The sequence below is a fragment of the Actinomadura sp. 9N407 genome (assembly GCF_044326315.1).
Classification (GTDB): domain Bacteria; phylum Actinomycetota; class Actinomycetes; order Streptosporangiales; family Streptosporangiaceae; genus Spirillospora.
Window position 1 is genome coordinate 266,643 of sequence record NZ_JBIRAW010000010.1, and the last position, 15,854, is coordinate 282,496.

15 protein-coding genes, 1 tRNA gene and 1 pseudogene are annotated in these 15,854 nt (G+C 71.1%); 12 read left to right on the top strand and 5 right to left on the bottom strand.

Going from position 1 to position 15,854, the window contains the following annotated elements; genetic code table 11:
* Window positions 1–139: 139 nt before the first annotated feature.
* The 3 genes from ACH34Q_RS18680 to ACH34Q_RS18690 all read right to left on the bottom strand — a co-directional run bounded on the left by ACH34Q_RS18680 (window position 140) and on the right by ACH34Q_RS18690 (window position 3,000).
* Entirely contained in the window at window positions 140–289 is a 150-nt protein-coding gene (locus ACH34Q_RS18680; RefSeq protein ID WP_395984228.1) for a putative leader peptide, read from the bottom strand.
* Between the two features lie 62 nt (window positions 290–351).
* On the bottom strand, window positions 352–1,560 hold the full coding sequence (locus ACH34Q_RS18685; protein WP_395984229.1) for a hypothetical protein: 1,209 nt from the start codon (window positions 1,558–1,560) through the stop codon (window positions 352–354).
* 312 nt (window positions 1,561–1,872) lie between these two features.
* A complete protein-coding gene (locus ACH34Q_RS18690) occupies window positions 1,873–3,000 on the bottom strand; it encodes a hypothetical protein (RefSeq protein WP_395984230.1) in 1,128 nt (375 codons plus the stop codon).
* A 354-nt stretch (window positions 3,001–3,354) separates the two neighbouring features.
* On the opposite strand from ACH34Q_RS18690, the gene ACH34Q_RS18695 reads away from it, so the two are divergent.
* From ACH34Q_RS18695 to nuoH, 4 genes and pseudogenes are all read left to right on the top strand, one after another.
* Window positions 3,355–3,726 carry an NADH-quinone oxidoreductase subunit A gene (locus tag ACH34Q_RS18695; protein WP_395984231.1) on the top strand — a complete coding sequence of 124 codons (372 nt, stop codon included), beginning with the start codon at window positions 3,355–3,357 and terminating at the stop codon, window positions 3,724–3,726.
* Window positions 3,727–3,802: 76 nt separating this feature from the next.
* Window positions 3,803–4,285: pseudogene (locus tag ACH34Q_RS18700) on the top strand (NADH-quinone oxidoreductase subunit B); the annotation flags it as partial.
* A gap of 698 nt (window positions 4,286–4,983) precedes the next feature.
* Window positions 4,984–5,550, top strand: a complete 567-nt coding sequence (locus ACH34Q_RS18705) for an NADH-quinone oxidoreductase subunit C (protein ID WP_395984232.1) — start codon at window positions 4,984–4,986, stop codon at window positions 5,548–5,550.
* Complete coding sequence (gene nuoH, locus ACH34Q_RS18710) at window positions 5,543–6,499, top strand: NADH-quinone oxidoreductase subunit NuoH (protein WP_395984233.1); 957 nt, start codon at window positions 5,543–5,545, stop codon at window positions 6,497–6,499. The genes ACH34Q_RS18705 and nuoH overlap by 8 nt, the downstream gene beginning before the upstream one ends.
* Before the next feature lie 33 nt (window positions 6,500–6,532).
* Here the strand turns inward: nuoH and ACH34Q_RS18715 are convergent, their stop codons facing one another.
* Entirely contained in the window at window positions 6,533–7,435 is a 903-nt protein-coding gene (locus tag ACH34Q_RS18715; protein WP_395984234.1) for a ComEA family DNA-binding protein, read from the bottom strand.
* 171 nt (window positions 7,436–7,606) lie between these two features.
* Between ACH34Q_RS18715 and ACH34Q_RS18720 the strand changes: the two genes are divergently transcribed.
* The 7 genes from ACH34Q_RS18720 to htpX all read left to right on the top strand — a co-directional run bounded on the left by ACH34Q_RS18720 (window position 7,607) and on the right by htpX (window position 14,927).
* Window positions 7,607–8,077, top strand: coding sequence for a 4Fe-4S binding protein (locus ACH34Q_RS18720; protein WP_395984235.1), 471 nt, complete (start codon window positions 7,607–7,609; stop codon window positions 8,075–8,077).
* Window positions 8,074–8,724 carry an NADH-quinone oxidoreductase subunit J gene (locus ACH34Q_RS18725; RefSeq protein ID WP_395984236.1) on the top strand — a complete coding sequence of 217 codons (651 nt, stop codon included), beginning with the start codon at window positions 8,074–8,076 and terminating at the stop codon, window positions 8,722–8,724. The genes ACH34Q_RS18720 and ACH34Q_RS18725 overlap by 4 nt, the downstream gene beginning before the upstream one ends.
* Window positions 8,724–9,110 (top strand): NADH-quinone oxidoreductase subunit NuoK, encoded by a 387-nt coding sequence (nuoK, locus tag ACH34Q_RS18730; RefSeq protein WP_395984237.1) that lies wholly within the window; start codon window positions 8,724–8,726, stop codon window positions 9,108–9,110. Before ACH34Q_RS18725 ends, nuoK begins: the two co-directional genes overlap by 1 nt.
* Window positions 9,107–11,035, top strand: a complete 1,929-nt coding sequence (locus ACH34Q_RS18735) for an NADH-quinone oxidoreductase subunit L (protein ID WP_395984238.1) — start codon at window positions 9,107–9,109, stop codon at window positions 11,033–11,035. The genes nuoK and ACH34Q_RS18735 overlap by 4 nt, the downstream gene beginning before the upstream one ends.
* A complete protein-coding gene (locus ACH34Q_RS18740; protein WP_395984239.1) occupies window positions 11,032–12,543 on the top strand; it encodes a NuoM family protein in 1,512 nt (503 codons plus the stop codon). Before ACH34Q_RS18735 ends, ACH34Q_RS18740 begins: the two co-directional genes overlap by 4 nt.
* Before the next feature lies 1 nt (window position 12,544).
* Window positions 12,545–13,999, top strand: coding sequence for an NADH-quinone oxidoreductase subunit N (locus tag ACH34Q_RS18745; RefSeq protein ID WP_395984240.1), 1,455 nt, complete (start codon window positions 12,545–12,547; stop codon window positions 13,997–13,999).
* A 73-nt stretch (window positions 14,000–14,072) separates the two neighbouring features.
* Window positions 14,073–14,927, top strand: a complete 855-nt coding sequence (gene htpX, locus ACH34Q_RS18750) for a zinc metalloprotease HtpX (RefSeq protein WP_395984241.1) — start codon at window positions 14,073–14,075, stop codon at window positions 14,925–14,927.
* A gap of 127 nt (window positions 14,928–15,054) precedes the next feature.
* Here htpX and ACH34Q_RS18755 read toward each other — a convergent pair whose 3' ends face one another.
* The gene (locus tag ACH34Q_RS18755; protein WP_395984242.1) at window positions 15,055–15,543 is read right to left on the bottom strand and encodes a YajQ family cyclic di-GMP-binding protein; all 489 of its coding nucleotides are present in this window, start codon (window positions 15,541–15,543) and stop codon (window positions 15,055–15,057) included.
* A 178-nt stretch (window positions 15,544–15,721) separates the two neighbouring features.
* Between ACH34Q_RS18755 and ACH34Q_RS18760 the strand changes: the two genes are divergently transcribed.
* Window positions 15,722–15,803 (top strand) — tRNA-Tyr (locus tag ACH34Q_RS18760).
* The last annotated feature ends 51 nt before the right edge of the window (window positions 15,804–15,854 follow it).

A 15,854-nucleotide genomic window follows, 5' to 3' on the forward strand; every position in this document is an offset into this window, starting at 1 on the left:
CGCCCGTCATGTGACATCCCTCTTCCAGGGAGTCGCGACCCCGTAACACAAGAATTATCACTTCGGGAACGAGGCGGTGCGACTCCGCGGGTATCGGGCAGGTCCTATCCGGTGGTACGACCTGGACGGTCCCCCGAGTTCACTCCGAACACAGGCAACTGGCCATCCGGCACAGATCGACGTGAAGGCGCCGCACGAGCCGCGGGAGGTCGGATGAGGAGCCGGGACTCCCCGGTGGCACGGAGTTCACGCCCCGAACTATAGACAGAGCCAAAATGGCGCGGTCCATCCGGCCCCGAATCAGGCAGGCCACAGTCCTGTACGAGCGATTCGCGGCCTGCCCTCGGCGGGCTACGGACCGGCCACGGGCGGCTCGCTGGACGCGCCGCCCGACGGCACCAGGGCGGCGCTCTCCTTGTCGACCAGGCCGAGCAGCCTGGTCAGGTCGGCGGCGGCCACGGCCTCGCCGATCACGCGGGCGTGCGCCTCGTAGCGGTGCGCGCCCGGATCGTCCTGGGCCGCCTGCATCCAGGTCCGCCAGCCGCGGGTGGCGACCGTACAGCGGAGCGTGGCCCGGCGGTCGGCGGGCACCGCCACCGACGCGGTGCAGCGGCCCAGCGTCCGGCCCTCGGTGGTGATCGTGGCCAGCAGCGCGGCCCGGGCACCCTCCGGTACGGAACCGGCCGGGACGGTCAGCGTCGCGAGCACGCTCAGCGTGCAGCCCCTCGTGTTCTCGTTGCAGTTGATGAACTCCGGCTTGCCCGGCTGGAAGCGCAGCGCCGGATCGGCGGCCCCGCCCAGCGCGGCGACGCGCGGCCGCATCTGCCGGAACGCCAATGCCGGGTCGGCCAGCGGCGCCACGGCGAGCGGCGGGCCGTTCTGGCCGCCCGTCTGGACCCGCAGCAGCTGGTGCGGGGACGCCGTGGCGAGGAAGTAGTCGGCCTTGGAGGTCTTCACCCGGTACGCGGGGGTCGCACCGACGTTGACGGTCGCCGGCTTGCGGGTCGCCTTGGTCAGCGCCTCGGCGATCGCCTCAGGCCCCAGAACGTCCCGTACGGAGGCCAGGCCGGGGAACGACGCGGGGACCTTGGTCCACCGGTTCGCGAAGCTGTCGGCGCGGGCCGCCTCCTCGGTGTAGGTGCGCCAGAAGACCGAGCTCCCCTTGACGTACGTGGAGGCCCCCGCGGTGACGAGGTCGGCCTGCACCGCGCCGGTCGTGCCGGCCGTGAGCGTTCCGGTGGCAAGGCCCGAGCGGGTCACCTTCAGCCGTAACTGGACGGGCTGCCCGTTCATGGTGACGGTCCCGTCGTACCGGAGACCCGGCAGCGCCGTCAGCTGGCGGCCCGCTTCCTTGGTCCAGGCGGCCGGGGTGGGGGTGGCCGTCCCGCCGGGCTCGCGGGCCTCGTCGCCGCCCGTCGCCATGACGCCGAACGCCACGATGGCGGCGGTGACGGCCACGACCGCGATCGCGACGATCACCAGCCGGCGCTTCGAGCGGCCGTTGCGCTGCCGCCTGTCGCCGTTGGGCGGACCCGGGAACGGAAGGGGCGGCGCTCCCATCGGCGGCCCCGACTGCGGCGGCCCCGACTGCGGGGGACCCGGCTGCGGCGGACCCGTCGGCGGGGGCCCCATCGGCGGCGGCGATCCCTCGGGCGGAGGCGCCCACAAAGGCGGCGGAGGAGGCGGGGACAGCGGCGGCGGAGCCGTTCCGCGTCCCGGATCGGCAGGTCGGGGACCCAGCGGAGGCCGCCCCCCGCGGTCGACGCTCACTCGGCGCTCATTCTGCTGACAACCGGCATCACAGACATAAGAGTGCCGGACGATCCGAGCCCTCGCAGCAGGACCACTGATCGTCCGGCACTCACCGGACCGCTATTCGGCGTCGAGCCCCTGCTGGAGGGCCCGGACATCGGCCGAGGTGGCCGCGATCGCCATCGGCGCCGCCGACACCCACACGCGGCGGGCCTTCTTGCCGTGCTTGGCCCAGTCACCACCGGAGATCGTGCACTGGACGGTCACGGGAGTGAGGCCGGTCACGGTGCCGGTGGCCTCGCAGTTCCCGTAGTGCCGGCCGCCGCCCTGCTCCGAGGTCAGCTTGAAGTTCACCTTGACCTGAACGGAGCTGTCACCGGTGCGGGTACTGGAGACCCTCACCTTCACCGTGCACGGCGCGCCGCCCTTGTCGCAGGAGACGAACTCCGGCTTGGCCGCGTTGCTCGCCGTCGTGCCCGCGTCGAAGGAGTCGGTCAGCTCGCCCATCGTGGTGCGCATCTGGCCGATCGGCCCCGAGCCGTCCCGGGTGGACTGGACGGTGACGTCCGCCGAGACCCGCGGCGAGGACCCCTTCTCGTACCGCAGCAGCTCCGGCTCTTCGCCATCGGACACGTAGAAGGTGGTCAGCGATGTGCTGATCTTGTGCGCCTTCTCGCCGCCGACGGTGGTCTCGGTCGACGTGAGGCCGGTGCGGAGCGCCAGCCGCCGCATCTCGGTCGCCAGGGCCGCCGGAGTGAGGTCCTCATGGAACTTCACGCTCAGCTCGCTCTCCCTGACCTGGCCCCACTGCTCGCCCTCCTTGAGGAACCGCTCGGCCACCGTCGAGGTGAGCTTGTCCTCCCAGTAGTCCTTGGGGGCCTTGACGAACACCTTGTCCTCGGCCGACAGCACCGTCACGTTGTCGCCGGTCCAGTCGACCTGCCCGGTGGCGCGGCCGCCCTTTGTGACGAGCATCTCGCCCCGCAGGTTGTCGGAGCCGGCGCTGAACGAGCCCTTGTACGTCACGGCGCGCGCGGTGTTCAACTCGTTCGAGGCGAGGGTCAGCCGCTCCTTGGTCGACGGCCCGCTGTTGATGGCCACCACGACGACCACCGCCACGATGATCAGGACCACGGCCAGCACGCCGCCGACGATGATGCCGATGAGAGCACCGCTGCCGCCGCGCTTGGGCGGCGGCCCCATCATCCCGGGGCCGGGCATCCCCATGCCGGGTCCGGGCATCCCCATCCCAGGTCCGGGCGGTCCCATTCCGGGTCCGGGCGGCGGCGGGAACGGCGGCGGGGTGTTGGGTCCGCCGAAACCACCCGGCCCGGGAGCACCAGGCCCGGGCGGCGGGGGGCCTGGCGGCCCACCCGGTCCCGCCGGCGGAGGCGGCGGCCACGAGGGTCCAGCGGGTGGCTCCCAGCCCGGTGGAGGCGGAGGGTTGCTCATCCGGTCACGTCCTTCCAGGTCAACTGACCCCACATGGCTCTCTAGTTTGCAGCAAAGGCGGACAATCCGCTCAACCGGTTAGATGCGCGGCCGGGGCGCCGGTTCACTGTGCACTCAGGGATACTTGACGCTGGAACCAGGGAGGTCGGCGTGCCTGACTATTTTGACGGATACCTCGCCGTTGTCGCGCTGACCCTGGTCGGCGCGGTCTTCGTCGGGGGCGGGCTGGGCGCCAACCGGATGCTGCGCCCGAACCGTCCCACCGAGGAGAAGCTCACCACGTACGAATGCGGCGTGGACCCCGTCGGTGACGGCTGGGCGCAGTCCTACGTCCGCTACTACGTGTTCGCCTACCTGTACGTGGTCTTCGCCGTCGACGCGGTTTTCCTGTTTCCCTGGGCCACGATTTTCTCCGACCCCGGTTATGGCATGACGACCCTCGGGGAGATGTTCGTCTTCCTGGGCTTTCTGGCCACCGGCCTGCTGTACGCGGGCAAGAAGGGCGTCCTGTCGTGGGTCTGATCCTCGCGCGCACGCCTTCTGGCCGGCCGGGTGCGGGCTGTAAGAATGCTCTTGTGAGCACCAGCGGAGCGAGCCGATGAGCGCAGTGGACCTTCCCCCGCCCAGCATCGGGCCGGTGTCGCGGCTGGCGCCCAAGCCGGTCAAGTTCGTCCTCAACTGGGGCCGCCGCTACTCGCTCTGGGTCTTCAACTTCGGCCTGGCCTGCTGCGCCATCGAGTTCATCGCCACCTCGATGAGCAGGCACGACTTCATCCGGCTCGGCGTGATCCCGTTCGCGCCAGGGCCGCGCCAGGCCGACCTGATGGTCGTCTCCGGCACGGTCAGCGACAAGATGGCGCCCGCCGTCCGCCGGCTGTACGAGCAGATGCCCGAGCCCAAGTACGTCATCTCGTTCGGTGCCTGCTCCAACTGCGGCGGCCCGTACTGGGACTCCTACTGCGTCACCAAGGGCGTCGACCAGATCGTCCCGGTGGACGTCTACGTACCGGGCTGCCCGCCCCGTCCCGAGGCACTGCTGCACGGCATCGTCCGGCTGCAGGAGAAGATCGCCGGTGAGTCGCTGGGCGACCGCTACAACGGCGGCGGCGAGCCCGTCGCGCCCGCCCCGCCGCCCCGTCCGCTTTCGGCCACCGTCCTGCGCCGCCCGATCCAGCCCCCGCCGCCGACCCAGGACGACATCCCGACGATCGGCCTGACCACGCTCCCGGACGAGCCCGCCGAGCCGGCAGGGTCGGCGGAATCGGTGGCGCCGGACGAGTCTGCCGAGCCGATGACCTCAGCCGAGCCTGGGGCGCCGGGCAGGCAGGCCGGGCCCGTGGCGCCGGACGAGCCGGAGGCTAGGGGCGAGCACCGGGAGCCTCCGGGCGGCCCGACCCACATGACTCAGCCGGTGACCCCGGTCGACGAGCCGGACGCGCCCGTACCGTCAGCGGCACCCGACGACATCACCATCCCCGTTGAGCACCTTCCGGACGAAACGGTGGAGCTGGAGCAGGCCACGGAAGCCGCAGAGACTCAGCCGAGGGAGTCCGAGAAGCCGGAGGAGTCCGGGGAGTCGGAGGAGTCCGGGGAAGAGGCGCGACCGTCGGCCGGACGCGCCGCGCCGCGCCGCCGGCCCAGAGCCCGCGACCGGCAGCGGGAACGTGAGCAGGACCGCGAACGCGACCACGACCCGTCGATCATCCCCGGCCTGACCGACGACACCGACGACAGCGACGAAATAGACGACACCGACGACGGCAGCGGACGGACCGGCCGGTGAACGGGAAGAACACGGCGGCGGAGCTGACCGGCGCCTGGCACGGGCGGTACGGGGACGAGGTGACCAGCGAGGAGACCACCGGCGGCCTCGCGGTGGGCGTGCCGTCCGAGACCTGGCTGGATGCGCTCGCCTTCGCCCGCGACGAGCTGTCCTGCGACTTCTTCGACTGGCTGACCGGCGTCGACGAGCTGGACGACGGGTTCGCGATCGTCGTGCACGTCTACTCGCTGGAACGGCGCCATCACCTGCTGATCCGTACCCGCGTACCGCGAGAGGCACCGGTCCTGCCGACCGCGACCGGGATCTACCGGGGCGCCGGCTGGCACGAGCGCGAGACGTACGAGATGTTCGGTGTGGTCTTCGAGGGCCATCCCGATCTCAAGCCGCTGCTGCTGCCCGACGGCTTCGAGGGGCATCCGCTGCGCAAGGAGTTCGTGCTGGCCGCGCGCGTGGCCAAACCGTGGCCGGGCGCGAAGGATCCGGGCGAGTCGGGCGAGGGCGCGCCCAGCCGCCGCCGCGTCCGCCCGCCGGGAGTACCGGACGACTGGGGTCCCCATGCTTGAGATCGTCATCAAGCTGGCGCTGGTCGCCGCCGCGTTCGCCGTGCTGCCGCTGCTGGTCGGGCAGGCCGAGCACAAGGTCATGGCGCACATGCAGGGACGCCTCGGCCCCATGTACGCCGGGCGCTTCCACGGCTGGGCCCAGCTCGTCGCCGACGGGGTGAAGTTCGCGCAGAAAGAGGACGTGATCCCGCGCGACGCCGATCGCCGGATCTTCAAGCTGGCGCCCGCCATCGCGCTCGTGCCGTACCTGCTGGTCCTGATCGTGATCCCGGTCGGCCCCGGCGGCCAGGTGGCCCTCGACCTCGGGCTCGGGCTGTTCTTCGCGCTGGCGGTGATGGGCGTCGGCGTGATCGGCGCGATCATGGCGGGGTGGGCCAGCGCCAACAAGTACTCGCTGCTCGGCGGGATGCGGGTCGCCGCCCAGCTGATGTCGTACGAGCTGCCGATGGTGTTCGCGGCCTCCTCGGTCGCGATGGCCGCCGGGACGCTGTCGCTCAGTGGCATCGTGAACGAGTGGCAGTGGTGGTGGCTGCCCTGGCAGGCGGTCGGCGGCGTGGTCTTCTTCATCGCCGGGCTGGCCGAGCTGCGCCGGCCGCCGTTCGACATGCCGGTGGCCGACTCCGAGATCATCTTCGGCCCGTACACCGAGTACGGCGGGCTGCGGTTCGCGCTGTTCATCCTGGCCGAGTACGCGGGCATCGTGGTGCTGTGCGCGCTGACCACCGTGCTGTTCCTGGGCGGCTGGAACGGCCCGTTCCTGGACACCGAGCTCGGCTGGCTGTGGACGCTCCTCAAGACGGCCGCGCTGGCGTTCGTGGTCATCTGGTTCCGGGTCAGCTACCCCCGGATGCGCGAGGACCAGCTGCAGAAGCTCGCCTGGGTCTACCTGGTCCCGCTGTCCCTGGCCCAACTGGCCCTGACCGGCGTCATCACCGTAGCCATCGCCTGACCGCCCCAGGCGGCGCTCTCAACGGAAGGCGGGCTACGGGAGGAAGATGGCGTACTCGGACAGCTGGGGGAGCAGCGCGGGCGGCAGGTCGACGTCGACGGCCAGCTCCTCGGCGGAGAAGAAGCCGCCATGCTCCTCGCGGTGCCGCACGATGCGTTCGACCAGGGTCTCCTCGAGGCCGGGCAGCAGGGCGAGCGTCTCCGGCGGCGCGTGGTTGACGTCGATCAGCCCGCCGTCGTCGTAGCCGCGCGGCAGGTCGGGCCGGCCGATCCGCAGCTCATGGGCCAGCGCGGGGTCCTCGCCGGCCAGCGTGCGCGCGTCCTCGCGCAGGATGCGGCGGTACTTGGCGAGCTTGATGGCGTGCTCGTTGCGCTGGTTCTGCGGGGCGGCGCGCGGAAAGATCGACGGCCGCACCGCGAAGGCGTGCACGCTGCCGGAGACCCAGAGCATCAGGAACATGATGGCGCTCAGCGCGGCGAGCACGGGGTCGCCGGACGCCGCCATCACCATCGCGCTGCCGGTCGCGACGCCGTACCCGGTCGCGGTGGCGCCGAGGTTCCACGACTGCCGGCGCAACGCCGCGTACAGGAACGAGAAGGGCGTACCGAAGCCGAAGCTGAGGAACGGGACGAACGCCCACAGGATGCCGCGCGGCTCGCTCGGTGCCGGGGGGAACATCGGGATCGGCTGCGGCGGGGGCGGCGGCTGCGGGGGTATCGGGTACTGCCGGCGCCAGGCCGGTGTCATCGGCGGCGGTGGCGGCCCCGGCATGTGCGGCGGCCCCGGCACGGGCGGCCGGCCCGGCATGTTCGGTGGTTTCGCGAGATTCGGCGGCTGCGCCGGACCCGGTGGGCGGGGCGGGTACGAAGGGCGTCCCGGGGACGTCTCGTTCGGGTCGCCGTCCTGGTCGTAAGGGCCGCCCACGCTGTGACTCACGTCGCCTCCCTCACGCCTCGGTGAGCGATCGGAGCCGACCGCTCACGCCTGGTTCGACGAACGCAGGGGCCACTACGTTCCCCCGCGGCCCTGAGTACGGAATCATGGTGTCCTGTGGGACGGCTACCAGGAGGCGGGCTGGCCAAGGGGCTGGCGGTCACGTTTCGGACGATGACACGACGCTCCATCACGCGACAGTACCCCGAGGTGCAGCCGGATCTGCCCCCGCGCAGCAGGGGGGTGATCGCGCTCTTCGAGGAGAACTGCACCGTGTGCATGCTCTGTGCCCGCGAGTGTCCGGACTGGTGCATCTACATCGACTCCCACAAGGAGACGCTGCCCGCCGAAGGCGGCGGCCGGGCCCGTACGCGCAACGTGCTCGACCGGTTCGCCATCGACTTCGCGCTGTGCATGTACTGCGGGATCTGCATCGAGGCCTGCCCGTTCGACGCGCTGTTCTGGTCGCCGGAGTTCGAGTACGCCGAGTACGACATCGGCGAGCTCACGCACGAGCGCGACCGGCTGCGCGAGTGGATGTGGACGGTGCCGCCGCCGCAGGCGCACGATCCCGGCGCCGAGCCGCCCAAGGAGGTCACCGCCGCCGAGCGCGGCGGGGCCAGGGGCGCGCGGGGCCGGCCATGACCGGGCAGGAGATCGTCTTCTCGCTGCTGGGCGTGGTCGCCGTCGGGTCGGCGATCCTGGTGGTCACGACCCGCAAGCTGGTGCACGCGGCGCTGTGGCTGGTGGTCTCCTTCGGTGCGCTGGCGGGCGGCTACCTGGTGCTGACGGCCGAGTTCGTCGCCTGGGTCCAGGTGCTGATCTACGTGGGCGCGGTGATCGTCCTGCTGCTGTTCGGGATCATGCTGACCCGGGCCCCGATCGGGGAGTCGGCTGACCTGGACTCCGGCAACCGCTGGGCCGCGCTCGCGGTGGCCGTCGCGACCGCCGCCGTGCTGGTCACGGTGATGGTGATGGGCTTCCACGACGCGTACACGCCGCTGACTCCGGGCGGCGGATCGGCGGAGGCGCTGGGCGCGGGCGTCTTCCGTACGTGGGTGCTGCCGTTCGAGGTGCTGTCGGTGCTGCTGCTGGCCGCGCTGGTCGGCGCCATCGTGCTGTCCCGTTCCGACATCGGCCCCGGGCCTGCTCCCGACCCTGAGACGGCTCCGACTCCCGCTCCGACTCCGACTCCGACTCCGACTCCGGCTCCGGAGGCCGCGCCGGAGCCGGCTTCCGAGCCCGCTTCGGACCCTGGTCCCGCCGCTGACGCAGGAGAGGACGAGCGCTGATGCACCTGGCCTATCCCCTGGTGGTCGCCGCGCTGCTGTTCTCGATCGGCGTGTACGGGGTACTCGCCCGCCGCAACGCCATCCTCGTCCTGATGTCGGTCGAGCTGATGCTGAACGCGGTCAACCTCAACCTGGTCACGTTCGACGTGTGGCTGCGCGATCAGCTGCACGGCGGGCAGGTGCTGACGCTGTTCACGATCGTGATCGCCGCGGCCGAGATCGGCCTGGGGCTCGCGATCGTGCTGCTGCTCTACCGCAACCGCGGCACGATCGACATCGACCGGCTGCGCGATCTGGCCGAGGACGGCACGGTCCGTCCCGCGTCCGAGGCCGTCGAGGAACGCGCGGAACCCGCCGCGCTGACCGAGGAGGGCGCCGTCCGATGATCGCGTCCGCCTCGCTGGTGATCCTGCTGCCGTTCGCCGCCGCCTTCGCCGGGTTCCTGTTCGGCCCCCGGCTCTCCCGGCTGCTGCGCGTCCGTACGACCGGCCCCGTCCCTGGTGGCGGCCCGCGCGTCCCCGAGCGCGAGTGGAAGGACGCGGCGCAGACGGCCGAACGCTCCCCGCTGCGCAACGGCCCCGCCCTCCTCGCCTGTCTGCCGATGGCCGTGGCCACGGTGCTCGCCGCGATCGTCGCGTTCGGTGTCTGGCGCGATCCCGGCGCCCGCACCGGCACGCTCGCGCTGATCCCGACCGGCACCGTCCAGATCGAGATCGGCCTCCAAGTGGACGGCCTCGCGGCGGCCGTCGGGCTGATGGTCTGCTGCGTCGCCCTCGCCGTGCACCTCTACTCGATCGCCTACATGGCCAAGGACCCGCGCTACTCCTCGTACGCGGGGTTCGTCTCGCTGTTCACCGCCGCGATGCTGCTGGTGGTGTACGCGGGCGACCTGCTGCTCCTGTACGCGGGGTGGGAGGTCATGGGCATCTGCTCGTACTTCCTGATCGGGCACCACTGGGAGGACCGGGCCAACTCGCGGGCCGCCGTCAAGGCGTTCCTGGTGACCCGGCTGGGCGATGTCGGCTTCCTGCTGGGGATCATCGTCCTCGGGCTCGGTGCCGGAACGTTCACGGTCGACGGCGTGCTCGACCGGGTCGGCGAGATGCCGCACACGACGGTCACGGTCGCGGCGCTGCTACTGCTCGCCGGGGTCGCGGGCAAGAGCGCGCAGTTCCCGCTGCACACCTGGCTGCCGGACGCGATGGCCGGCCCGACCCCGATCAGCGCGCTGATCCACGCGGCCACGATGGTCGCGGCCGGGATCTACGTCGTCGCCCGCCTGTTCCCGGTGTTCCTGGAGGCCCCGGCGGCGCTGACCGTCCTCGGCCTGCTGGCGGTGATCTCGATGGTCGGCTCGGCCCTCGCCGCGCTGGCCCAGGACGACCTCAAACGGGTGCTGGCGTACTCCACGATCAGCCAGCTCGCGGTGATGGCCGCCGGCCTGGCGGTCGGTGCCGACATCGGCGCGATCTTCCACCTGCTCACGCACGGCGCGTTCAAGGCCCTGCTCTTCCTCGCGGCCGGCTGCGTGATCCTGGTCGCCGGGTCCAACATGCTCAGCGACTACGGCGGGCTGCGGCAGAACATGCCGATCACGTTCTGGTCGATGACGATCGGACTGGCCGCCCTCGCCGGGGTACCGCCCACCAGCGGCTGGTTCAGCAAGGACTCGGTCATCGAGGCCGCCCAGCACGCCGCCCTGCACGGCGCGGACATCCCCGGGGGAGCGGCCTGGATCATCTACGTCGGGCTGCTGCTCACGGTGGCGCTGACCGCCGCGTACGCGATGCGGACCTGGCTCCTGACCTTCTTCGGCGAGCCGCGCGGCTCGTACGAGATCAAGGAAGCACCGGCCCTGATGTCCTGGACGGTGGCGGCGCTCGCCGTACCGGCCGCGATCCTCGGTTTCTTCGGCCTGGGAGCCTCCGAGTTGCGTCCGCACGTGGGAGCGGCCCTTCTCGGCCTTGTCTTCCTGGTCGCTGGGGGCGGGGCAGTTTTCTTGTTCTGGAACAAGGATCCGGCCCTTGATCCCGCGCGCGCGCTGGGCCCGGCTCGTACGGTCTTCGCGCGGGCCTTCTACGTGGACGAGGCCTATGAACTGGTCATCGTCCAGCCCATGCGGGCTCTCGCGCGGCTGGTCGTCACGTTCGACACCCGTGGGATCGATGCCGTGGTGGTCGGTGTCGCCAAGGGGGCGCGCAGGCTCGCCGACCCCTTGCGGATACCGCAGAACGGCAACCCGCAGACCTACCTGACCGGACTGCTCGCCGGAGTCGTCATCATCACGGCCGGAGTGGTGATCTTCCTGTGATCCTCGTTCTGCTGGCGGCGATCCCCCTCGCGGGTGCCCTGCTGCTGCTCGTCCCGCCCTCCTTCCTGCCGCGCTTCCTCACCGGCGACACCGCCGTACGCCGGTACGGCCTCGGCGTCTCGGGCGCGACCCTCGCGGTCGCGATCTACGCCGTCACCGCCTTCGACTACTCCGCGCCGTCCCGGATGCAGTTGGAGGTCGACCGGGCATGGGCCCCGGCCATCGGGCTGCGCTTCCACCTCGGCACCGACGGGATCTCGCTGCCGCTGGTCGTGCTGACCGCGCTGCTGACGTTCCTGTGCTTCGTCCACCTGACCAAGCACCCGCCGGCCGGCGGCTCCGCCCGCCTCCTCGTCGCGCTGCTGCTGCTCCTCGAGGTCGGCCTGCTCGGTACGTTCGTCGCGCTCGACATGGTGCTGTTCTTCGTCTTCTTCGAGATCGTCCTGATCCCGATGTACCTGGTGATCGCGCAATGGGGCGGCCCCGGGCGGCGCGCCGCCGCGTACAAGTTCATCCTCTACACCCTGCTCGGCTCGGGCCTCCTCCTCGCCGGGATGCTGCTGGTCGCGGTCAACGCGGGCACCCTCGACATGACCGAGCTGGCCGCCCGGCACGGCGCGGGCGTCACCCACGGCGTCCAGATCGTCGCGTTCCTCCTGATGGGCCTCGGTTTCGCGGTCAAGGCCCCGATGTGGCCGCTGCACACCTGGCTGCCCGACGCGCACACCGAGGCCCCGACCGTCGGCTCGGTGCTGCTGGCGGGCGTCCTGCTGAAGATGGGCACGTACGGCCTCGTCCGCGTCGCCCTGCCCGCGGCCCCCGAGGGCGCCGAATTCTGGGCGCCGTACCTGGGCCTGCTCGCGGTCATCGGGATCGTGTACGGAGCGCTCGCCTGCCTGGCCCAGCGCGACCTCAAACGGATGATCGCGTTCTCCTCCGTCGGCCACATGGGCTTCGTCCTGCTCGGCATCGCCACCCTCACCCCGGTCGGGATCAACGCCGCGCTCTTCGGCAACATCGCGCACGGCCTGATCACCGGCCTGCTGTTCTTCCTGGCGGGCGCGATCAAGGACCGGTACGGCACCGGCGACCTGGACGCCCTCGGCGGCGGCATGCTCGGCACCGCGCCCCGGCTGGCCTCGTTCCTCACGTTCGCCTCGATCGCCAGCCTCGGGCTCCCAGGCCTGGCCGGCTTCTGGGGCGAGATGCTGGCCCTGGTGGGCGCGTACCGTCCCCACTCCGGCCTCCCGCGCGAGACGTTCGTCACGTTCATGGCCGTCGCCGCTCTCGGCGCCGTGCTGACCGCCGCCTACTTCCTGCGCCTGCTGGCCAAGATCACCCACGGCCGCCGCTCCGACCCCACCGGCGCTCCGGTCGCGGCGATCACCCCGTACGAGTACGCGGCGTGGACCCCGCTGATCGCCCTGGTCCTGCTCGTCGGGCTGTGGCCCAAGACCTTGCTGGACGTGACCACCGCGCCGGTCCGCGCACTGTTCGGAGGCGGCTGACTTGATCCAGGGCATCGACTACGCGGCGATCGCGCCCCCGCTGATCCTGGCGCTGGCGGCGGTCGCCCTCCTCCTGGCGGACGCGTTCGACGTGCCCCGCCGCTTCCTGGGCCTGCTCGCCGGCGCGGCCCTGCTCCTCGGCCTGGCCGCGGTGATCGTCCTGGCCCAGGGCGACCGCCGGGCCACCTTCTGCCTCCCCACGCAACTGCGCGGCGACGGCCCCCGCTCCTGCTCGTACGTCTCCGACGACTTCACCCTGCTCTTCCAGGGCATCGTGCTGGCCGCCGCCGTGATCGTCGTCCTGCTGTCGTTCCGGGAGATCACCGAGGCCCGGATGCCCGCCGGCGAGTACTACTTCCTGCTGCTCGCCGCGATCGTCGGGGCGCTCACCCTGGTCGCCGCCCGCGACCTGATCCTGCTCGTGGTCGCGCTGGAGACCCTCTCGCTCCCGGTGTTCGCCCTGGTCGCCCTGCGCCGGTACGACGGCGCCGCGTCCGAGGCCGCGCTGAAGCTGTTCCTGGTCTCGGTCGTCTCCGCCGCGATCATGCTGTTCGGGATCAGCATGATCTACGGCGCGACCGGCGCCATGCACCTCGACCGGATCGCCCCCGCCCTCGAGAAACTCCCGGCCGACCTCGACCCGGTCGCGGCCGTGGGCATCGTCCTGGTCCTCGTCGGCTTCGGCTTCAAGGTCGCCGCCGTCCCGTTCCACTTCTGGGCCCCCGACGTCTACCAGGGCGCCCCGCTCCCCATCGCCGCGTTCCTCTCGGTGATCTCCAAGGCCGCGGGCTTCGCCGGGCTCGCGATCGTCCTCGCCCTCGGCTTCCCCTCGTACGGCCACGTCTGGGGCCCGGTGATAGCGATCATCGCCGCGATCACCATGACCCTCGGCAACCTGCTGGCCCTCCGCCAGCGCACCGCCATCCGCCTGCTGGCCTGGTCCTCGGTCGCCCAGTCCGGCTACATGATCGCCCCGCTCGCGGTCGGCGCGCACCGCCTCCCCGAGGCCGTCGCCGCCACCACCGCCTACGTCGCCCTCTACGCGGTCATGAACCTCGGCGCGTTCGCCGTCGTCACCGCGTACCGCCGCAACGCGACCCTGGACGACTTCCGCGGCCTCGCCCGCAACAACCCGGCCACCGCCGCCGCCCTCGCCTTCTTCCTCATCTGCCTCGCGGGCCTCCCGCCGGGCGTCATGGGCCTCTTCGCGAAGGTGGTCGTCTTCCGAGCCACCGTCGCCGGCGGCGTCACCTGGCTCGCCGTGATCATGGCGATCAACACCGTCATCGGCCTCTACTACTACCTGGCCTGGGCGGCCCGCCTCTTCGTCGGCCCGGCCACCGAAACCCGTCCCACCCCCGCCATCAGAGCCGCCGTCGCCGCCACCCTGACCGCCGCGATCGTCCTCTCGGTGGCCCCTCAACTGGTGCTGCAGACCGTCCGTTCGGTCACCTGACCAGGGGAACGTTCAGGCAGGTCAACCCGTTGTGTCCGACAGAGCCGGACAACAGCGGGGAGGACGAACGGACGTGCGCTTCAACGGCGTCAAGACCGCGGCACTGATCGCTGCGCTGTCGGCATTGATGCTCGCCGTGGGCTGGACCCTCGGAGGCTCCATGGGCCTGGCGATCGCCCTGATCGTCGCCCTGGGCACCAACGGCTTCGCGTTCTTCTTCAGCGACCGGATCGCCCTGCGTTCCATGCGCGCCCACCCCGTCGGCGAGGTCGAGGCCCCGATCCTCTACCGCCTCGTCCGCGAGCTGTCCACGTCCTCCCGCCAGCCGATGCCGCGCCTCTACATCTCCGAGACGATGCAGCCCAACGCCTTCGCCACCGGCCGCAACCCCCGCAACGCCGCCGTCTGCTGCACCCGCGGCATCCTCAAGATCCTGGACGAGAACGAGCTGCGCGCCGTCCTGGGCCACGAGCTGTCGCACGTCTACAACCGCGACATCCTCATCTCCTCGGTCGCCGCCGCGATCGCCACGGTGATCACGTACCTCTCGCACCTGGCGATCTTCCTGCCGATCGGCCGTACCGACGACGATGACGGCCCCGGCCTCGTCGGCGCGCTCATGATGCTGATCCTCGGCCCGCTCGCCGCCGCCGTCGTCCAGATGGCGATCAGCCGTACCCGCGAATACCAGGCCGACGCCGCCGGCGCCAGGCTCACCGGCGACCCGCTGTCCCTCGCCTCGGCCCTGCGCAAGATCGACGCCGGCACCCGCGCGCTGCCTCTCCCGCAGGACCCCGAACTGGCCACCACCAGCTCCCTGATGATCGCCAACCCGTTCAGCGGCGCCGGCATCGGCCGCCTGTTCTCCACCCACCCGCCCACCGCCGAGCGCGTGGCCCGGCTGGAACGCATGGCGGGACGCCGCTGATGTCACCTACAGGTGCCAACGATGTTTCCCGCGAATTCCCCCGAACCAGCGGGCACCCGGCCACGTCCTAACCACTGAGAGCGCGCCGGTCTCCCTCAGCGGGGGAGGGGGATCGGCGCGTTTCTCATCACCGGTAGTTCTGGAACTGCAACGCCACGTCGAGGTCCTTGCCCTTCAGCAGCGCGATGACCTCCTGCAGATCGTCCCGCTTCTTCGAGGTGACCCGCAGCTCCTCACCCTGGATCTGGGCCTTGATCCCCTTCGGCCCCTCGTCCCGGATGATCTTGCCGATCTTCTTGGCGTCCTCCTGGGAGATGCCCTCCTTCAGCGCCACCACGATCTTGGTGACCTTGCCGGACACCTTCGGGTCCCCCGGGTCGATCGCCTTGAGCGAGATCTGCCGCCTGACGAGCTTGTCCTTCAGCACGTCCAGCACGGCCAGCGCCCGCTCCTCGGTGTTCGCCTGGATCTCGATGGCCTCACCCGACCACTTGATCCCCGCGTCCACGTTCCGGAAGTCGAACCGGTTGCCCACCTCCTTGGCCGCCTGGTTCAGCGCGTTGTCGACCTCCTGCCGATCCAGCTTCGACACCACATCAAACGAACTGTCGGCCATTGCACCCAAGTCCTTCTCTGGAGTCCGCCCGCGAGGCGGCATGATCTTGATGCGCACCGGGCCCCTCTCACCCGTCCCGGGCGCCCCATCAGCGTAGCGACCGCGCCCGCACCCCTGCGATGTCACGACCACTCCCCAGGTCCGCTATTCTTTCCAGTGCGTCGCAGTGCGACGCCACGGCGGGTTGCCCGAGTGGCCAATGGGAGCGGACTGTAAATCCGTCGGCTTAGCCTACCCAGGTTCGAACCCTGGACCCGCCACACCAGCAGAAACGGCCCCTGACCAGGCAAAACCCGGTCGGGGGCCGTTCT